Below are 20,278 nucleotides of genomic sequence, written 5' to 3' on the forward strand. Positions count from 1 at the left end.
CCTCCGAATTTGACCAAAAAAGAGCACCACACATGCTCTTTTACTTAACTATTTCTACCAAGAAATATCACTAGGACTGACAATCTCAAAATATCTAGCATTGCCAAAGTCATCATCGATATGCTTATCCATTTCAAGTTCTGGGATTTCCATATGATATTGACTATCTTCAAGCAAGTATTCAACCGTCTTAATTCTCTCAACCATCCCGCCAAAACGAATATCCATAATTTCAGACCCACTAGCTTTATTTTCTCTAAACCAGAGCATGCGGCGAATCTTAGCTAGTTCTTGTAAACTAGTTTTATAATCTTCTAGCTGGGATTGATCTGCTTTTTTGCTGGCTAAATTATTAAGCAGCTCCACTTTTTCGCTCAATACTGCAGCTAATTTAATATAGTAGTCAAACATCAACGCCGAACTTTCCGATGGAATAACATCAGACAAGCTTTCAGCTAATTCATGATAGTAATCATGCAACTGCACTTTTTTGAAATTTTGATAAAAACGTGGCTGAATGAGGTCTTCATAAAGAAGGAGCTTACTTGGAATCATGTCCTTTTCATTTGGGATAGCCCTAAAGTTATCGAAATTGTCTAAGAGCAAGTAGCTTTGATAGTCCTCATTTTGAAGCATTCTAAAATCTTGTTCAAAATCAGCCTCAGTTGGTTCATCCAGATATTGGTATTCAGAAAATATTTGCCAGCCTAAATATGATGCCGCAAACGGAGTTTCTGCACTATCATCGCGCCAAGCCGTAGCCGCAATCTTTTTAATACCAACACTTTTGGCTGCTTGAAGTCCTGCTTTAATTGAAGCCTTCATCTTGCTTTGATTTGGTGCTAGACGTCCCCAAGTCCAGATTCCACCTGCAAAATATACATTGTCAGTCAATTCAAAGTGCTTCTTCATCACCGGCAGGTAGTGATTTTTATCAGTGGAATAATAGTCCCAATAAACTTGCCCAATCTCAGGATCTACTTTAAATTGATCGACCTTAGCCTGCGGATCATACATCATATTTGTTGGACTGCCGATTTCAAACCACATGTCGCTCCACATCATTGGCTTTAAATGCAATTTTTTGCATAAATTAAAAACCATTTGAGCATGCATTTTAATCAGCTTTTCTTGATCAATCCGTTCATTTTGATGGTCAAAATAGTATTTACCTAGCCCAATTGAGTAAGCTTCATCCATCCCGATATGGATTTTATTTGTCAAAAACGGAGCAGTTGCTGCTTTTAACTCTTTTTCAACAAAATCTGCAACTTCTTTTTTACCAGGATATAAATTATTATCAGTATCAGCAACGGTATTATTGAAGTGCTGCCACTTAAAGACATTCTTTAAATGGCCCAATGTCTGAATTGCAGGCACTAAATCTACACCTAACTTATCGCTGTAGACAGCTAATTCATGAAGTTGGTCTTGACTATAGCGCCCGCGACTCATACCAAAATAAGATTCGCCTGGGATTTCAAATTCATCTTCTAAATAAAGCCAAATCTCACTATAACCAAGCCCTGCCAAACGGCAGATTTCACTTTTCAGTGTCTTAACAGACAAAACTGCATTACGCGCTAAATCAATCATTGCGATAACTTGATCAAAATTAGCACGGCAACTAACTGTTTGGTCTTTTTGCTGGTTAATTAAACCTAAGGTATAATTATAAGCTCGCATTAAGTCTGCATCCGTGTGTGAAGCAATCTTGACATCTTTATCAACTTTTTCGACGCTATAGCCAGAGTCTTTTTTATCAAAACTAAAGTGATAATCACTAATATCACCAGTTTTTCTAAATTTATTTAACTCTTGTAAAGCAAAATTCTTGTCCATTTTTTATCTCTCATTCAAATTCGTAAGTTCTTATTTCTGCTGGAGCCAGTGGTTTATCAACATCAATTCCTAAGTCATTTCCATTTAAATCAATGATCTTACTTGGCTTTTGATCAAACAAAGTAAGGTGCAGATCCTGTTTTTCGTTAGTTAAGTTATAACCACGCACAATCAATTTACCTTCTGGCGTAACTTTAGTAGCAGTAACACTAAAAGCAGGATTATCAATCTTGAGATATTGCTTATCTAAATCATATTCGCCAACTTGGCTTTTGACTTGCTTAGTAATTAAAGCCACTTGATCGCCTTGGGCTTTCTTATAAGCAGCGATTTGAGCAGTCTGGCTACCGTCAGTTGGAGCAGCTGAAAGTCTAGCTATAAATTTACCTTGACATTGTGAATCATGAGTTGGGAAGTAGCCCCAATCGCCCATTTCACCGACGCAGCGAAGTAGCGTGATTGCAACATTTTTACCATCCGGACTGACTTCATATTCATTTAATCCAAAGTTGCCGACAACTAAGCCTGCGCCATCTTTATGCACAGAAACAAAAGCTTGTTCATGTTGTGGATTTTCGGGATTCTTCCAGTTTTGGCCGACTTTATTGTTTCTAGTAACTACCTCAAAAATTGAATCAGCATTGTGGGTCTGACAAGCAATATCAGTCTTAAAGACAGCTTGTAGACGGTGGTCTTTAATATGGTTATCACCACTAACTTTAATTTCTATATTTTTTGATTCATTCATTAAAGTCAATTCAACATGAATCTTAAAGTCCCTTAACTTATTGCTTCGTTTAGCATGGCGATGCGTTACATCAATCACTTGTACTTGTTCTTTTAATAACTCACTATCAGCACTTTCAGGTAGTTGCATGGTTTGATCAAAACTTATTTTTGCACCATCAATTAAACTTTCACGCTTCAAGTTTTTAATCGGTGCATCAAAAACGATCTCTTTTCCATCTCCAGATTGCTTATAAATATATTCATTGCCAATATCGCCACTATCCACCAATAGCAAACGACTATTTAATTTATGGTTGTGATCAAAAATCTTAATTTCACCATTTTCTTCAACTTCACAACTTAAATACTTATTGGATAAAGAATTCTTGCTATCGGATTTCACTTTGAGGCTCAAATCTTGTTCACTATTATCCAAGTAAAATGTCTGCCAAGAATTAGCCTTCATCTTTGGACTGATTGCCACTTCAACATAAGCGGCCATATAAGGTATTCTGAAACTTCTTTCTGGTAGCTCATAACCAAAGCGAACAAACTTATTTAAAATTCTGTAGTTTACAGGCTTTTCGTCTTTATCAAATACTTGATAATTTGGATTTTGACTTAAGTATTTTTCACACTTCTTATAAGCTCCATCCGGGGTATTACCAGCAAATAATTCACGGTGTACTTCAATTAGGACTTTGACTTCATCTTTTTTATTATCATTAGCTGGATTAATCACTACAAAACTGCGAGCACTGGCTGGTAAGCTTTGTGTATTAATCTTTTTGGCAAAACTATCTAGTCCTGCATTAGTTAAATAGCGACCTACTTGGTGAACTTTTTCATAGCGATTCATCATACCGCGATGTACTTCATCAACTCCACTACCTGAGATACTGTCGTGGGGATGGTTACGTAATAATTCATGCCAGGCATAATCCAGACGATCTTGGTCAGATTTACTAATTTTTTTATTTAATAAATAAATTGGCTCAACTTTATTTTCAAGCAAGCGCTCCATGGCTGTGTTTTTCTGCTTCATATAAATTCGACTGGAAGCAGTATTAGCTAAGGTATACCAACCATCAGTATCTTGCGAAGTTAATTCACCTGATATAGTAGATAAGTCTTGTGGTAGATCTTTCTTTAAAGCTTTAACGTAGTCTTCAAAGTTAGAATGGATAAACTCATAATTTGGATAAAGCTGATTAGCAACTTCAATTGCGTGAGTTAAGTCCATTTGCACTGGCTGGTGGTCAACACCATTCATCATTAACAAATCATCTGTTGAAGCAAATTTTTCTGCATCAGCTAGTTTTTGATCCCAGAACTTCTTAGCTTCTTTTTCATCTACAGGGATCTCATTAGCATTTGAGTACCAATTTGCAAATAAAATTCCTAACACCTTGTCTTTATTAGCACCTTGCCACCACATCTCTGAATAAGTTGAGTCAAACTTACCAAAGCCAACTTTATTGTTTAATCCCGTTGGCGTAACTCCGCGTCCAAAAGCGACTGTATCAAGACCAGCTAATTTCATAATTTGTGGCGCTTGCCCCATATTACCGAAAGTATCGGGAAAATAACCGACTGGAACTGGCGCATGTCCATATTGACGTGCTTTTTTCATTCCGTATTGGGTATTTCTAATATTTGATTCAGGGCTTATTAAAAAGTCATCCTGCAGAATATAAAATGGACCAACTCGTAATTTACCCGCTTCAACCCAGTGGCGAATTTCATCACGCTTTTCAGGACGAACTGCTAAATAGTCATCTAAGATAATATCTTGACCATCTAAATGAAAACTATTGAACTTTGGATCATGTTTAAACAAATAAAGTAAATCATCAATTAATTTTATTAATCGCATATGATGCTCTTCAAAGCTCATATACCATTCCCGATCCCAGTGACTATGTGAAATAATAAATACTCGTTTTTTTTTCATGATTAACCCCTTTACCTCACAGCCTAAAACTATTGCTTAATTCTTAAATCAAAATAGTCTAAAACCAACTCACAAAACATCATATTTGCCCATGAAAACCAAGGTCGTGTGAACTTACTTGGATCATTTGGATCAAAGCCTTCATGCATCATTTGCGTGCCATTAGTTGTGTTAACCAAAGTGTTCAAAAGTTCTTCTTTTTGCTTCTTAGAATTAGTTGTCATCCCCTCAACTGCCAAAGCAATCGGCCAAACATAACCAACTGGAGTATGAGGCGAACCAATTCCTGAAGCATATTTACCGGTATAGTAGTACTTATTTTGCTTGCTCAAACTAGCTTTGCGCGTATTTTGATAAATTGGATCATCCTGCTCCACTAATCCTAGATACGCAAGACTGATTAAATCCGGCACATTGGCATCATCCATAAACAAATGATGTCCTAAGCCGTCAACTTCAAAAGCATAAATATCATTACCATCTTGATCTTTAATAATGCCGTATTGCTGAATACCAACCCAGATTTCGTCAGCTAAATTCTGACACTCAATAGCAAAAGCTTTATCTTTTAATACATTTTGATAAATTTCAGATAGTTGTAACAACACCTTATGTGCAAACATATTCTCTGGAATCGAATAATTATAAACGCAAGCATCATCACTTGGCCTAAAACCGCACCAAGTCATTCCGGTAAAAGCAATATCTGCGCCGCGCCCATTATTAATCAAGGTATCTTCGGGACGATCGATAAATCTTTCAAAACTATAATCTGATTGGGTGTGGTGTTGTTCAATTCTTAAAGTTTCAACCGCCTGATGAGTCGCACTAATAAAACTCTTATCAAAAATTGTAGTATCATCCGTATTTTTCCAATATAAGTAAGCTAAATTAATTGGATAAGCTAAAGAATCAATTTCATATTTTCGTTCCCAAATCCACGGACTCATTTTAGTCTTATCAGTCTGATGGCCCTTATTATTAGGTGTTTGATTAAAGGCGTTGGCATAAGTGTCTAAATTCATATTGAAGAATTGTCTTTGAAGAACTTTTTTAATTAAAAATGCCGTCCCCTTATCTTTTTGAGCAGCAATTAGATATGGTCTAACTTGAGCAGTAGAATCTCTTTGCCACATCGCTGGAATATCCCCTGTTAAAACAAAAATTCCATTTTCATCTTCAACTAAAGCATTCGTAATTGTGTCAGAAAAAGTTTTTTCAAACACTTCACCCCACTGCACATGTTTTCCAGCACACAATTTTTTGACTTGTTCAGTTAAATTTTTGACACCTACGGGAATTTCTTTCATTATCGCGTCCTCCTTGATATATTTCTCTACTTGAAATATATCATTTATTTTGCTTAAATTATCACTGAAAGCGCAATCAATGCCTAAAAGTAGGTATTTAGCGATATACCAAGTGAGGCGATTAGGTGAAGTATGTAGAGATATATGAAGATTTAAAAACACAAATTTTACGTAGGGTGATTGCCCCAAATGATGCTGTCCCCAGTGAAAAGGCGCTAACAATCAAATACAACGTCAGCCGTATCACTGCCAAAAGAGCATTAAATGAATTAGCAAAAGAAGGATTAATTTATCGCATTCAAGGCCGAGGTAGCTTTGTTAAAGAGCATGGTAATCTTACTAACAAACAATTACTTTTAGTGCTTCCTTTTTCAGGGAATCAGGACCTAGGTAATTACGTAGCGGGAATTCAAGATGTGTTAAAAGATACAACTTGGAAGTTATTATCGATAACTAATGAGGAATTTTTTACACTAACTATTGAGCAGCTAAAGCAAAACTATGCAGGAGCTATTTATTATCCGCAGAATTTGCATGAAGACATTCCACGTTTATTAAATATTTATTTAGCTAAGTTTCCACTAGTTCTGCTGGATCAGACGATTGCCCACTCAATTATTCCTAGCGTAGTAAGTGACAATGTAAATGGCGGTTATTTAGCCACTAAACACTTACTTAAAAATAATCGTAAAAAGATTGCTTTTTATGGGGCAACTAATTTTATGCAGGATTTTACAGGTTCAACTGCTGATCGTTTTGCTGGTTATATAAAGGCATTAAGAAAATACCAAGTTAAACATTTTGACCCAATAAACCTATACCTTAAGTTAAGACAAATTACAGATAATGATCTAGGAAACTTCATTAGAGAAAGCAAAATCGATGCTATCTTAGCTGAAAACGATGTAACAGCATTCCGGCTTCTTAACTTACTTGAAAAAAATCACATTTCAATCCCGCAAGAAGTTGCTTTAATGGGCTTTGATAATTTACCTATCACTGAACTTGCCAATCCGCAGTTAAGCAGTATTGGCCAAGATTTTAATAAATTAGGCGCAAGTGCAGTTAACTTGTTACTACGTCAAATTAATGATCCAGATCTTTTATTTGATAAGCAAGTTGTTGTTGATGTCAAACTAATTAAACGTAAATCAACTAAAAGGAGTCAAGAATGGATATAACTAGCATTGATACACGTGTCGGAACAGAAAGTAAATATGAATTTTCACATGGCAATACCCTACCACTAACAGGGCAAAGCTTTGGGATGAATTATTTAAGCGTTCAAACTGCAGCTGATGACAATAGTTGGTGGTTTAATCCGCTCGACCACACTTTTGCAGGTCTGCGCTTGACCCACCAGCCTAGTCCTTGGATCGGTGATTTTCAACATTTTTTGTTCAGATTTAAAACAGGACAGAACCTTGATTTAAAGCAAATTGATGACTATAACCCAAACAAAGCAATATTTAGACCTGATTTGATCTCACTTGATAGCTTGAATCAGCAAGTCAAAATTATGGCTACTGCAAATAAATTTGGTGGCGTCATCAAGGCATTTAACTACTCAAATGATGACTTAAAACTAATCGTGCAAGGCGAAAAGCTGGAAATAATCAGTTTTAAGGACCACACCTTAATCTTTAAGACTAACAACTTTTCAGCCTGTGATGATGCAAACTTTGCAATGTGGACTGCTCTTTCTTGTCCAAATATGAAACTAGAAACTAATTGTAAAATTGATAAACAAAATGCAATTATTTTATCTATACCAAATAAAAATGAGATCCGGTTTGCAACGAGTTTTATCAATAATTTGCAAGTTAAGACCAATTTGGAAAGAATTAAAAGTTTCGATCTTGTCCAACAAAAAACTATTGATAATTGGAACATGATCTTTTCTAAAATCACCATACAAGATTCTCAAAAAGAAAAAGTTCTCACATTTTACGAGAATCTTTATCGTAGTTTCTTATTCCCAATGCAGTTCTACGAACTAAACCAAGATGATGAGCCTGTTCATTACTCGACCACCTTAAAGAAAGTAGTTAAGGGAAAAATGTTTACTAACGTAGGTTTTTGGGACGTGTATCGGACAAGCTTTCCTCTCTACTCACTACTATGTCCTGAAAAATATAGTGAATTCTTAGAAGGATTTTTTAATAGTTATCAAGAAACTGGATTCTTGCCGCGCTGGTTATCACCAGATGAACGGGGGATGATGCCTGGCACGATGCTTGATGTCATCGTTTGCGATGGAGCAGTCAAAGCTATTAAAATACCTAACCTTGAAAAATATTATGAAGCGATGGTCAAAGGCGCAGAAACTTCCAGCAATGATGCAAAATATGGTCGTGAAGGATTAGAAGAATATAAGAAACTTGGTTATGTTTCCACCAATTATCCAGAAAGTGTCAATAAGACACTAGATTATGCTTATTCCGATTGGACAATCAGCGTTTTAGCTAAAATCTTAGGCAAAGAAACAGACGCTCATTACTATGCCAAGCGTGCCTTAAATTACCAAAATCTTTTTAATAAAAAAGCCGGCCTAATGACTCCCAAAGACGCTGACGGTAACTTTATCAAAGATTTCAAAGATACCGATTGGGGCAATGGCTTTACGGAAGGATCGGCTTGGCAAAATAGTTTTAACGTTTACCAAGACTTACCCGGTTTAATCAAACTCTATGGTAAAAAAGAGGATTTCATAAAAACATTACTTAACCTAATCAATCAAGCTCCAAAATATAGCGTGGGTTCTTACGGCCAAACAATTCATGAAATGCGGGAAATGGCAGCTCAGCCCTTCGGCCAACTCGCTATTTCTAACCAGCCAAGCTTTCATTTGTGCTACTTATTCGCACTAGCCGGAAAGCCGCATTACACAGAATTATTAGTTAGGCAGCTCCTTAATTCATTTAATTCTAGCTTTGAAGGTTATCCAGGTGATGAAGATAATGGTTCAATGAGTTCTTGGTTCATTTGGTCAGCTTTAGGCTTATATCCTCAAGCTCCAGGCAGTGGAAAATATGTCTTCGGCATTCCTTTGTTTGATTTTGTTTCGATTAATTTACCTAATGGCAAAAATCTTGACTTGCTTAGTGAAAATAATGATCCGACTCATCAATTTGTCGAAAGTCGAAAATTTAATGACCAAAAATGTCTTCAAGAAATATCTCACCATCAATTGCTCAAAGGAGGCTTAATAACTACTAAGCTTTGCTTACTTGCATAAAATTTTAAGCAACAAAAAAACTGGCTTTGATACTGGATATCAAAGTCAGTTTTTTGATCGATTATTTTAGTTAAATTAAAGTGATGGGTCTCTGTGGAAGTATAATGGAGACTTCTTAACTTGCTTAGTAATCAGCTTAGAAATCAAGTCTTGGTAATTCTTAATTGCAGTATGTGCCAATTCCTTATTAGCTTCGTTAATAAGCTTCAACTTCTTATCTGGATCTTTTTCTGCTTCAATTTTTACATCGTATTCTTCACGCATTTGAGCTAATTTGTTTTCAGTTGAATTTTGAGTCATGTACAAGTCTAGACCGTAATCTTTCCAAGAAGCATTAGCAAGTACTGAAGCATGTCTGTAAATCCAGTAAGCTGAGTTAGAAGTATATTTATCTTTCCCATTCTTGTACAAGGTTGGAACAACTGTACCTTGTGGATAGAATGGAACATAGATGCTTTGGCAGTTTGCACCTAAAGCTACCCAGTGAGTCCAATTCTTACCCTTTAATTGCAATAAGTGTGATTCTTCAGTGAAGTTAACACTAATTGGACGATATACAGCAGTGTCCTTATTTACAGGGTTTGCAACATCGTATTTAGTTCCTTCATAGTGGTCTCTTAATACTCTTTCAGTATCTCTAATGGAAATTGGGTGATCAGCTTTTTGAATAAATGGAATTTCAAAGCTGTCTGGCTCTTGCTTGATTGATGGACTCAAAATTCTTTGGCCAGTCCAAACACGTGCAGTGTTATAAGTTAAGTCTAGTAAGTTGTGAGTACCAAAAATTCTACGCCAGTTAAATGGCTTGTTATTTGGCCATAAGTCGTGTTTTTGAACGAACTCTTGCAAACCTGGTGAAGTAATAAAGTTATCAGGATCATTAAAATCAATTTCTTGAATAGCTAATTGGTTAGCAGCGACTGCATAACAGTCATCTGGAATACGCTGTGCTACCCAGGTGTGAGCAGTACCAATTTCAAAGTACCAAGCTTCATTAGGGTCAGCAAACAAAATACCATCTGATTCACCAGCACCATATTTTTTAATAATTTCACCAAAACGAGCAATCGCATCACGTGCAGTTTTTACATAAGGCAAAATACAAGTAACCATAGCTTCTTCAATGATGCCTGTCTTTTTGAATGGATCGTAAGCTTGGACTTGGGCATTTGCATAAGTAGTTTCAGTGGCACTCATCGCAACACCGAATTGGTTAATACCAGATTCTTCATATACACCCTTCTTATCAGTCCAGTTTGGAGTTGATGAATAAGCATAGCGGTGAGTAGGCAGGTCCATTTCAAATTTATTTAAATGTGACTTAAAGTGATTATTTGGAATATCTTTTTCTTTGTGTAATGCAAAGTGCTTTGCACAAGTTGGCTTATCATCTTCGTTACGCCCGATGATAATACTGCCATCAGTAGTAGCATTTTTACCAACTAAAATTGAAGTACATGCACTGTGATTAATTTGTACCATATATATTCACTCTTTCTTTCTAGTAACATATTATATCCACTTCTTATTGTATTACGTCGGTAGAAAAAGTATTACTAAAACGCCTTCAAAAACCTAGATTTATGCTGAAATAGCAATGATCTTGAAGAACTATAAGCCCCCACACCAAAAAAGCTCAAGCCATAAATGACTTGAGCTTTTATCAAATTTTATTTAACTTTAGCTGCGTTTTCTCCAGCGATTTTACCAGAAACAAATGTCCATGCTTGAGCTTGACCACCCCATGGAGTATAAGCTTGCCCTGACCTATTTTCTACTCCTTCTGAATCTTGTCCTACAGCAAAGACGTTCTCAATTGGAGTACCATCTTTTCTCAGTACATTCATATTTACATCTACATCAAGACCACCACACGTAGCGTAAGCATAGCTGTCAGCTTCGAAGAGATAATATTCCTCCTCACTGTCACCTAACGCTTTAGTTAATTTTTCTTCATCCATCTTAAGATCTTTAGCTAATTTAGCTGGCGTCCCTTTCCAAGCATCTCCATGTTTGATTGCTTCATCAAGAATCTTATCAAGATCTTTAACTGGAACTCCACTTGCTGGAAGCTTGCCGCCTTGATCAAGCAAAATAATAATGACACTAGCCATTTCATCGGATAAGCCCGATGTTTTAATTTTATCTAAGTCTGCCTTAGTGTAAGCATTAAAGTATTTAAAACCAGGTGCGTATGCAATACCGACAGTAATTTTTGCATCATCAGTCCCACTCTCATCCTTACTTTCTAAGATTTGTCCCGTTTCATCTAACTTTTTAGCATCACTTGTGGTAGCTAAAGCAGATAAAATTGCTTTTTGGTCAGGTGTTAAGGAAGCATCACGAATAATATTCGGAACTTGTGAAATATGAATCATCGGCAATGTACCAAGTGCATAAGTGGTACCGCCAGCACTCTGTCCCATTTTAATTCCATCACCTTGTGCTACAGTTGAGCCAAAGACATGGCATGTATGTCCATAAACTTGTCTCATCATCTCTTTATTTCCAATAAAACCACCACTGGCTAAAACTATAGCTTTACCATATACTTCATATTTTGTTCCATCATAAGATTTTGCACGCACACCAATGACTTTATTTTCATTATCTTTAATAAATTCTGTAGCTTTTAATTCTAATTGATAGTCATTAGCTGGATTCATCATCTTAGCTTTATCAAGTGCATTTTGAAAAGTCGGTAGATGATCTGGCTCACTTTCTGAATACCAATGATTATTATCAGCGGAATAAATCGTCCATTCCTTATCCCAATCCGGTCTTACAAATGATGGATAGTAACCTGCTGACATTCCAAAAGCAGCTCCATCAAATGAAAAGCCAAATTTTTTCATATAATAATCGAGTGCAGGACCATCTTCCTCAATCGCTTTCTTAATCACATCAGCTTTCTTATCAGTTTTCACATAATCAATCCATGTATCATATAAATCCTTTTCATTAATATTGTCTTGACCATCATTATATTTTTTGGATTGAATTTTAGAATTTACAACCATAGGGCCAGATGTTGATATTGAATTTCCTCCAATTCCACCAGCAGCCTCTATGCCAAAGACTCTGGCACCATTATCCGCAGCTGAACAATAACTTAAAATTCCGGAACCTCCCAGTCCTACAACAATAACGTCGTATCCTTTTTTAACCACGGTATTATCTTTCTTAGCAACTGGTGTATGCCACTGATCGCTATTTCCACCTGCATCGTTTATAGCCTTTTCTATAATAGCTTTTATCGCCCCTGAGGAAGCTGATGCTCCTGTGATCGCATCTGTATCAAGCGATTGAGATTCAAGCAAACGAGGTATAAGTTTACTTTGTGCGCGCTTAAACCAAGGTGAACCTTGAGAATCCTTTTCTGAAATAATTTCAATATCTTTGATCGTATTGTCCTTAATAGTCACTCTCCCAGTCATTGGAGCAATTAAGCTATATGACGGGACCGTTTCTTCATATACACCATCTTTTAGTGATTTCTTTTTCGATATCGAATCGCTGCCTTGAGCTTGGCTTAAACAGTTAGTTAGGGCACGGCGAACAGCATTACTTGTTTCAGTGGCACCAGTAACGGCATCCAAATTATCGCTTTGTTTTTCTATAATTTGTTTACTTAATTGTGCAACTACTGCATCATTACGCGAACTTGACTCCCCCTCTACATTAATATCAACATCTTCAATTCTTCCATCAGACAATCTAATAGTTAAATCAACATCTGAATTGTGTCCTTTTGCTTTACTTGTGAACTTACCATTTTTCATAATTTTCATCTTCATATTTATGCCTTCTTTATTACACTTTCCTAATCCAATTATATATGTAAGCGTTAACCATGATTGTGCTAATATAATCATGCACAGTGAAGTGTAAACTTAACGCAGGACGATTAAATATGAATAATACAGAATTAAATACATTTTTATTAGTGGCACAATGTGGTAGCTTCTCAAAAGCGGCCAAGCAGTTGTACATTTCAAAAAATGCTGTAATGCAACAAATCAATAATTTAGAAGCTAATCTAGATTTAACACTTTTTATTAGAACTACTCATGGAGTTAAACTAACTAATGCTGGCCGCGCCTTAATCAATAAAGCTAAGCAGTTGCAGCAATTAACAAAAGAGATAAACTTATCATTATCTAAATATAAAAATACTATTGTTGGTGGCAGTGGCTTTTTAAATTTTCCAATAACTATGAACAAAAATTGGCCCAGATTTTCAAATACTCATAAAGATAAGTCTCTTTCCTTTATTGAAATTCAAGACTACGAAAACATCCCTCAAGAAATTGATATATTTGAAGGTGTTTATTCTGAAAGGCCCTTTTCACGACAAGGTTTTAAATTTAAAAAATATTGTTCCGTACCATTAGTTGCAATCTTAAGTATTAATGATCCTCTCAAAACGGCTGCTGAATTAACTTTTAAGGATTTTGAAAACAGAACTATATCAATTCCTAGCAATGCAACTTTAAAATCGACAAAACTAACTGCAGATGTATTAAATGAACATGTACAAAATTTTCAATTAAAAGAATATTCAATCTTAAATACAGCGGTAATCAATAATGCTCACATTAATCAAAATGTCTTAATAATCCCTAAATCCATGAGCTACTTAGCAGATTCTAACTTAGTGAAACCTATTGCCTGGGATTTATCACAAGATTATGGATTTTATTATCGTCCAGATGCTAATGAAAGTAGCATAAACTTCATGAATTTCATTTTATCCACACAAAAAAAGCTCAAGCCATAAACGACTTGAGCTTTTATCAAATTTTATTTAAATAAGACGCCACTTTCAGCAGCAATGCAAATAAATGCAAAGAGCAATATTATCCAATTTAATACTTTTAAAGCTTTACCCAACTCTTTATCTGCCAAATATTTATGTACAATTATCATTATAAACATTCCAGCTGCTATTAAACTAATCAAAGCAGCATGAGTCTGCAATGCACAAAATTGATAAATTGATAAGCAAATAGCCATACAAAGGCCAGCAATCATTACAATATAAAATTGAATATTAACTTTATTTTTCATGGTTTAAATCCTTTAGCTGATCTTCTTTGCATGATCATGTGAATGCGCATTATTTTGTCCATAATATGCATTTTGACCGTGCTTTCTATAATAATGTTTATCAAGCAAATACTGTGGTAAATGACTATTTTGACGCGTTAATTGTAAAGTATGGTAATCTTCTTGTGCCACAACTTCTAATACTTTAGCATTATAGACCGCTTTAGCTGGCGTCTCACCCCAAGTAAATGGACCATGTTGTGAAACTAAAGTCCCCGGGGTTGCTTCATAATCTAGATGTCTTTGTTTAAAGGTTTCAACGATAGTTTTTCCAGTATTTCCCTCATAGTCTTCTTCTATTTCCTTTTTAGTTAAAGCATCTGCTGCAGGAATATCTGTATAAAATGTATCCGCATGAGTAGTATTCAAAGCAGGAATATCCATTTTTGCAGCCGCAAAAGCAACAGCCCACGGAGAATGGGTATGAACAATTCCTCCAATTTTTGGAAAATGATTATACAAATATGTATGAGTTGGAGTATCTGAAGAAGGATTTTCATCGCCTTCAACTACTTCACCTTTTAAATTTACCACGACCATTTTTTCAGGGCTTAATTCATCATATGGAACACCTGACGGCTTAATGACGAACACCCCCTTTTCACGATCAATTCCTGACACATTGCCCCAAGTAAAAGTAACCAAGTCTAACTTCGGCAATTGCATATTTGCTTCATAAACTTCTTTTTTCAATTCTTCTAGCATAATTTACTCCTCTTATATTCAATCTCAAATAGATTTAGCGATTAATTCATAAGCTTTTTTTGAACTTGAGCTATGTAAGAGTTGATCAAATAAAGCAGCATCCGTAATAACATTTATCATCTGAGCTAAAGCAGCATCGTGTTCATGATGAAATCCTGGCGATAAAACAATTACACAACTAATTAGCTCTCTAGTATTATTGATGGTGATTTTTAAGGGATGTTTTAAAATTCCAATCTGAATACCTATCTTTTTGGTATATATACCTGGAGCTGCATGAGCCAAAAATGTATTTGAGGACAACAACATATAAGGACCATATTTTTCTATTAATTCTAAAATTGCTTGTGAATAACCTGATGAAATTACACCCTGTTTTTCTAGACTGTCACATAACTGATTTATAACTTTAGATAAATCAGTAGTATCAGCGTAATTGTTAATTATTTGAACATTATCAGCATGTAGTAAATCTCGCAAGTTATACTTAATATCTTGAGCTACTTTTAGATTTGTTTTCGGGGGATATAAGAAAGCAGTCAGGTCCTCTTTAAGTTCCTCAAGATTCGTAACATTGGCACTCTTTTTAATTATTTTCACTAAAGAATCAATCGTTTTTCCTTTATCAACTGATAATTGAGGAAAGTATCTTCTTAATTGCTTTTCAACTTTAATGTTATCTCGATTATCCATCATCGATTTAACTTGAACTATTGGTAAATCGATCTTTTTCGTATTCAATGGAGCAGTAGTTATTATCAGACGAGCAGTATTAGGAATTCTCAAAATTTTATCTAGGTCTTCAATACTTAACGACTTTGAAAATGTTATGAGGGGATATCTTTTATGAAGATTAGAATACAAAATAGCCGAAGAACTTATTCCGCTCGTACAAACTAATAAAACATCTGCTTGCAAACTTTCTTTGATATTATCGGGTCTATCCAATACATGAGCAATATCATCAGAAATCCCATCATAAGAAATAAAATAGAGACAAATTAATGCAACTTCATTTATAGGAATCGGCTTCGATAGTAATTTAGCTAAAGGATTGCATGATAATTGAACAAATTTAACCATCTCAGGAAATTTCTCTTCTACCTTTATTAAGGTAGAGGAACTAAATTGAAAATTAAATTTACATCTGAAATAAGTAGCATAAAGATGATTACTTAAAGCATAAATAAACTTTTTAGATTTTATATTCACACCAGAAATTTGACTGTATCTAAAAACAATATTCTTTGCTACATTCAAAATTTCCTTTTCAAATTTTTCTTTTACGTAATTTACCTTGTCTACCTGAGAGCATAGAATCAACTCAGAGAAAAATAAAATTTCGTATTTACTGTTAATACCATTTTTTTGAAGAAAACCAGTTGTTGATGAAATAATGTTATTTGTACTATGAGTTATATCTTCTTGTGTAATACCCATACTATCTATTATCTTGCCCATAGATATTCGAAATATTCGAAATTTCAATACTCTAATCAACTTTGAAATAGCATTCTCAGTAAAGCGTGATGATATATCTTTTTCTAATTCCGATACATCATTCTTAGCTGACATTACAGAAATAACGGGAAAAGGAAGTTCATCAATTAGTTGAGCGATTAATCCACTACTATCTTTTTGTAGTTCATTAAAAATATAGCGACTTTTTTCTTCTTCGCTCCCATTTAAAGTATGTCCATTTGAAGTAGAGATGAGATCTAAATCCGGTTCCTCTTTCTTAATAAAGCGAAAGTCTGCCAAAACAGTATTTTTAGATACATTTAAATACTCCATAATTTGGTTTATAGACAGACACTCGCTATGAGTTAAAAATTGCCAAATTATCTTTTTAACTCTCATCTCTTTACTCAGACAGACATAGGAGGGCTTTGTACCCCCCCCATTTTCCCATCTGAGCAGCTTTAGAACTAAGGAAGTAGCCTCTTTTAGGAACATTTTTTATTAAAGGCAACCCTTTTGATTTCAATAATTGATTAGCTCTTTTAATTCGATAAAAGATAGTTCTTCTAGAAATTTTAAAGTGATTACATAACTCTTGAATATTTATATATCTTTTCTGATCTGCAATATACTCTATCATTTTTAAAATTTCGTTATCTTTCATTTATAACTCCTATTAAAAAAATCGCTAAGGCCTTTAAGCCTTAACGATTGAACAAGTTATAGCCTAAGCTTTGATCAATTCTTCTACTTTATCAATGATATCATCTGCACCAATTCCTGTTAAAAGAGGTAAGCCGTTAATTACCGGAATTTTCACTTCATCATTATCGTATTGAGTAGTAGTAATCGCTAAATCTGCTTGGTCAGCCATTGATGGAACTTGTTGGACACTGGTTTGCATTAATTTATAATCTGTTCCTTCTTGATAACCTCTTGCTGATAACTCTTCATTTAATTTATTCATCGCTGTTGTACTTGTTACTACACCTGCACCACAAGCTACAATAATCTTTTTCATAATTAAAACCTCCTATGCTTTTGCGATTTTATCGCTATCTATATCTTGCTCTTTTGCTTTCTTTTCGTTCTTCACAATGCAGTGGTGATTCCAGACTACTAAAATCCCACAGACCAATATTCCAACCACGTAAGCTAGCCACTTGGTATGAGCCAATTGGAACAAAATCCACGGAAATGGATTAGATTCATAATCGATTGATCCAATCAAAGTTGAATTCTTAGGAATTGCGAAGTGAGCAGCTCTGGCAGCCTTAGTAAAGAATGGGGATAAGTTAGTTCCGATCCATAAACCAATAATGACATTGATAGCACCAATAATAAATGAACGGAAGAAATCACCATGCACAACTGCAACAATTAATGGAAACATAAATACGAAGCCACAAAGACCAATAGTTGGCAAGAATTTATTTCCAGGAAGAATGAATGCGAATAATAAAGATAGAGGAATCATTAAAGTAGCACAAGCCAGAACAACTGGACTACCAATTCCAACTGCGGTATCCATCCCAATATAGAATTTTCTTCCTCCAAAATGTTTTTGAGTTAACTTTTGAATATTGTTGGAAACTGGTACAACACCTTGTAATAATAAAGCAGCCATTTTTGGAGTAATAATCATAACAGCTGATAAAGTTACACCCATTAATAAAATCTTACCAATCTTAGCTGGCCAATCCATTCCAGGAACAAAGCCATAAGCTAAGAAGCCAACTAATAAACCAATTGCAAAACCTAATAAAGTTGGTTCACCCCAATTACCAAATTTCTTATTGAAGTCTTTGGCATCTAAGTGAATCTTATTAACACCTGGAATTTTATCAATAATCCAATTAATAACTACAGCAAATGGAACAAATGAACCTGCATAACCATGAGGGATAGAAATACCTGGTAATCCTAAATACTTCTCAGATAATGGAGCTGTTCTATCGGCAATAACCATGATAATTACCATGTTTACACTAGCTAGGAATAAACTAAGCCAAATATCATTTGTTAATGCATAAACTAGAGAGCCTGTAAATGCAAAATGCCAAAAGTCCCAGATATCAACGTCAATTGTTGATGTGGTCTTAGTAAATAACATAATTAAGTTAATAACAATTCCTAGTGGAATCATTGTTACCCCAACTACGGATCCATAGGCAATTGCAGATGCAGATGGCCATCCCACATCAATTACTGATAAATTAATATGCATGACCTTAATTATCTCTTGTACAGCCGGATTCATAACTTCAGTCAAGATAGTAACAGTGGCATTCAGGCCTATAAAACCGATACCTACCATCAAACCTCCGCGAAGCGCTTTAGCAAACGGTACTTTTAAACATAAACCAAAAATCAAGAAGATTATTGGTATCATTACCGTAGGTCCCAAGTTAACGATATATTCAATAAAATCAACTATATACTTCATTCTTTACACTTCCTTGTCAAAATATGAAGCTAGATCTTCATATAAATTTTTTGAATTCTCTTCTTGAATTAAATTGGCTAATAAATCTTGATGTTGAAATAACTCCATTAACTTTTGTAACAATTCGACCTGACTATGCGGTTCTTTCATAGCTAACATAGCTATAAACTGAACCTTGACATCTTGAGACTTGTCAGCCATGTTTTTAAAAATAATTGGTTCGTTCAAAGTAGCAAATGCAATCGCAGGTTTGTTCACATATTTCACGTCAGTATGCGGAATTGCAACCCCAATCTTTCCACTAGGTAATCCTGTAGGAAAGATCTTTTCACGATCTAATACAGCTTGTTTATAATTTTGACTAACATTTTTGTGTTTGTATAAAATATCTGCAAGAGTCGATATGGCTTCATCTGCATTTTTAACATCCAATTGGGCTAAAACAAGATCCTTATCTATGTATTTCAAAATTCTCTCCCTCCTTGTCTTACAGAATAATCGTAATATATAAGCGTTTTCATAAATAGTTCAATTCTATACAAAAAGGCAGTGCAAAGATTGCACCACCTTTTTGCATTTCATACTTTTTAACCGCAAATCTCTAATTAAAGCTGGTATATAGCATCAGATACGTTTTTGCACTGTTTATTTTTTCATCGAAACATTGCCATTTTTTAACATCTAATTCGATTCATACTGCAAATATGAGATATAAGTATACTTTTCAATATCTATGATTTCTTTTCCCCACACAAAAGAACCCAAGCCATAAATGACTTGGGTTCAATTAACCTCTATGCTAATTCATATGCATCTTCAGATGCTTCTTGGGGCACTAAGTTAGTCAAGTTCGATGCATTGATTTTCAGACTTCTTCTGTAGGATGGAACTAATACCAAGATTGAAGCGAAGCTTATAAGAATCAAAGTTAAAATAGCTGCAACGATTAAATATTGATTTCCGTACATACCCCACATTCCACCGCCGCTTGGAATAAAGACGTATGCCATAAAATCCGCCAAAAAATGCGAGAACATAGTCAACCATATTTTTCCTGAGATTAAATAGATCGTGGCATACAATATCCCGAGTCCAATTGCAGTGATCACTGTTTGTATAGTATCCATAAATGAATTAGTGAATAATTGAGTAAAGTGTAGTGTGCCAAAAATCAAAGAGCTACCTACAATAGCAATGGGTATATTTAACCTATTATTTCGAAAAGCTGCTAGCAATAAAACTATCCAAAAATAGCGTGCTAACTCCTCATGAATTCCAGCCGTAGCAGCAAATAAGAATATATCTAAATCAAAATTATATATGTGAAAGGCCCAATTAGCTGAGATTAAATCCCAATTACCTAAAATCTGATCAAAATCTTGAGCACTATAAATAAAAGCATTTAAAAAGCTCAAAAAAATAGCAAAGCCTATTACAGCCACATAAAAAATAGTAGCTAGCCAATTTTTACAGTATAGTGGAAA

General features: G+C 34.9%; 16 protein-coding genes. 3 read left to right on the forward strand and 13 right to left on the reverse strand.

The features are described 5' to 3' along the window. Positions 1-54: 54 nt before the first annotated feature. Genes Q0Y70_RS04260 through Q0Y70_RS04270 form a run of 3 tightly spaced genes read right to left on the reverse strand, consistent with a single transcriptional unit; the run spans position 55 to position 5,835 of the window. The gene (locus tag Q0Y70_RS04260) at positions 55-1,842 is read right to left on the reverse strand and encodes a family 20 glycosylhydrolase (RefSeq protein WP_297817157.1); all 1,788 of its coding nucleotides are present in this window, start codon (positions 1,840-1,842) and stop codon (positions 55-57) included. A 10-nt stretch (positions 1,843-1,852) separates the two neighbouring features. After that, positions 1,853-4,525 carry an alpha-mannosidase gene (locus tag Q0Y70_RS04265; protein ID WP_297817160.1) on the reverse strand — a complete coding sequence of 891 codons (2,673 nt, stop codon included), beginning with the start codon at positions 4,523-4,525 and terminating at the stop codon, positions 1,853-1,855. Positions 4,526-4,554: 29 nt separating this feature from the next. Next, the gene (locus tag Q0Y70_RS04270; protein ID WP_297817163.1) at positions 4,555-5,835 is read right to left on the reverse strand and encodes a glycoside hydrolase family 125 protein; all 1,281 of its coding nucleotides are present in this window, start codon (positions 5,833-5,835) and stop codon (positions 4,555-4,557) included. A 125-nt stretch (positions 5,836-5,960) separates the two neighbouring features. Between Q0Y70_RS04270 and Q0Y70_RS04275 the strand changes: the two genes are divergently transcribed. Beyond that, on the forward strand, positions 5,961-7,016 hold the full coding sequence (locus Q0Y70_RS04275; protein ID WP_297817168.1) for a substrate-binding domain-containing protein: 1,056 nt from the start codon (positions 5,961-5,963) through the stop codon (positions 7,014-7,016). After that, positions 7,007-9,073, forward strand: a complete 2,067-nt coding sequence (locus Q0Y70_RS04280; protein ID WP_297817171.1) for a GH92 family glycosyl hydrolase — start codon at positions 7,007-7,009, stop codon at positions 9,071-9,073. Before Q0Y70_RS04275 ends, Q0Y70_RS04280 begins: the two co-directional genes overlap by 10 nt. Before the next feature lie 75 nt (positions 9,074-9,148). Here Q0Y70_RS04280 and Q0Y70_RS04285 read toward each other — a convergent pair whose 3' ends face one another. Continuing rightward, entirely contained in the window at positions 9,149-10,555 is a 1,407-nt protein-coding gene (locus Q0Y70_RS04285; protein ID WP_297817173.1) for a C69 family dipeptidase, read from the reverse strand. Between the two features lie 188 nt (positions 10,556-10,743). Continuing rightward, the gene (locus Q0Y70_RS04290; RefSeq protein ID WP_297817177.1) at positions 10,744-12,870 is read right to left on the reverse strand and encodes an FAD-binding protein; all 2,127 of its coding nucleotides are present in this window, start codon (positions 12,868-12,870) and stop codon (positions 10,744-10,746) included. A gap of 116 nt (positions 12,871-12,986) precedes the next feature. Between Q0Y70_RS04290 and Q0Y70_RS04295 the strand changes: the two genes are divergently transcribed. Next, a complete protein-coding gene (locus Q0Y70_RS04295) occupies positions 12,987-13,853 on the forward strand; it encodes a LysR family transcriptional regulator (protein WP_297817180.1) in 867 nt (288 codons plus the stop codon). A gap of 23 nt (positions 13,854-13,876) precedes the next feature. Here the strand turns inward: Q0Y70_RS04295 and Q0Y70_RS04300 are convergent, their stop codons facing one another. From Q0Y70_RS04300 to Q0Y70_RS04335, 8 genes are all read right to left on the reverse strand, one after another. After that, a complete protein-coding gene (locus Q0Y70_RS04300) occupies positions 13,877-14,143 on the reverse strand; it encodes a hypothetical protein (protein ID WP_297817183.1) in 267 nt (88 codons plus the stop codon). 12 nt (positions 14,144-14,155) lie between these two features. Then, positions 14,156-14,887 (reverse strand): L-ribulose-5-phosphate 4-epimerase, encoded by a 732-nt coding sequence (locus Q0Y70_RS04305; RefSeq protein ID WP_297817186.1) that lies wholly within the window; start codon positions 14,885-14,887, stop codon positions 14,156-14,158. 24 nt (positions 14,888-14,911) lie between these two features. Beyond that, positions 14,912-16,747, reverse strand: coding sequence for a BglG family transcription antiterminator (locus Q0Y70_RS04310; protein ID WP_297817189.1), 1,836 nt, complete (start codon positions 16,745-16,747; stop codon positions 14,912-14,914). Between the two features lie 4 nt (positions 16,748-16,751). Further along, on the reverse strand, positions 16,752-17,012 hold the full coding sequence (locus Q0Y70_RS04315; protein WP_297817192.1) for an HTH domain-containing protein: 261 nt from the start codon (positions 17,010-17,012) through the stop codon (positions 16,752-16,754). 63 nt (positions 17,013-17,075) lie between these two features. Next, on the reverse strand, positions 17,076-17,369 hold the full coding sequence (locus tag Q0Y70_RS04320) for a PTS sugar transporter subunit IIB (RefSeq protein WP_297817194.1): 294 nt from the start codon (positions 17,367-17,369) through the stop codon (positions 17,076-17,078). A 12-nt stretch (positions 17,370-17,381) separates the two neighbouring features. Further along, the gene (locus Q0Y70_RS04325) at positions 17,382-18,794 is read right to left on the reverse strand and encodes a PTS galactitol transporter subunit IIC (RefSeq protein WP_297817196.1); all 1,413 of its coding nucleotides are present in this window, start codon (positions 18,792-18,794) and stop codon (positions 17,382-17,384) included. Between the two features lie 3 nt (positions 18,795-18,797). Then, positions 18,798-19,262 (reverse strand): PTS sugar transporter subunit IIA, encoded by a 465-nt coding sequence (locus Q0Y70_RS04330; protein ID WP_297817198.1) that lies wholly within the window; start codon positions 19,260-19,262, stop codon positions 18,798-18,800. A gap of 326 nt (positions 19,263-19,588) precedes the next feature. Then, the coding region (locus tag Q0Y70_RS04335; protein WP_297817201.1) for a CPBP family intramembrane glutamic endopeptidase at positions 19,589-20,278 on the reverse strand (690 nt) is incomplete at its 5' end.

Origin of the sequence: uncultured Lactobacillus sp. (assembly GCF_947367085.1) — a bacterium.
Lineage (GTDB): Bacteria > Bacillota > Bacilli > Lactobacillales > Lactobacillaceae > Lactobacillus.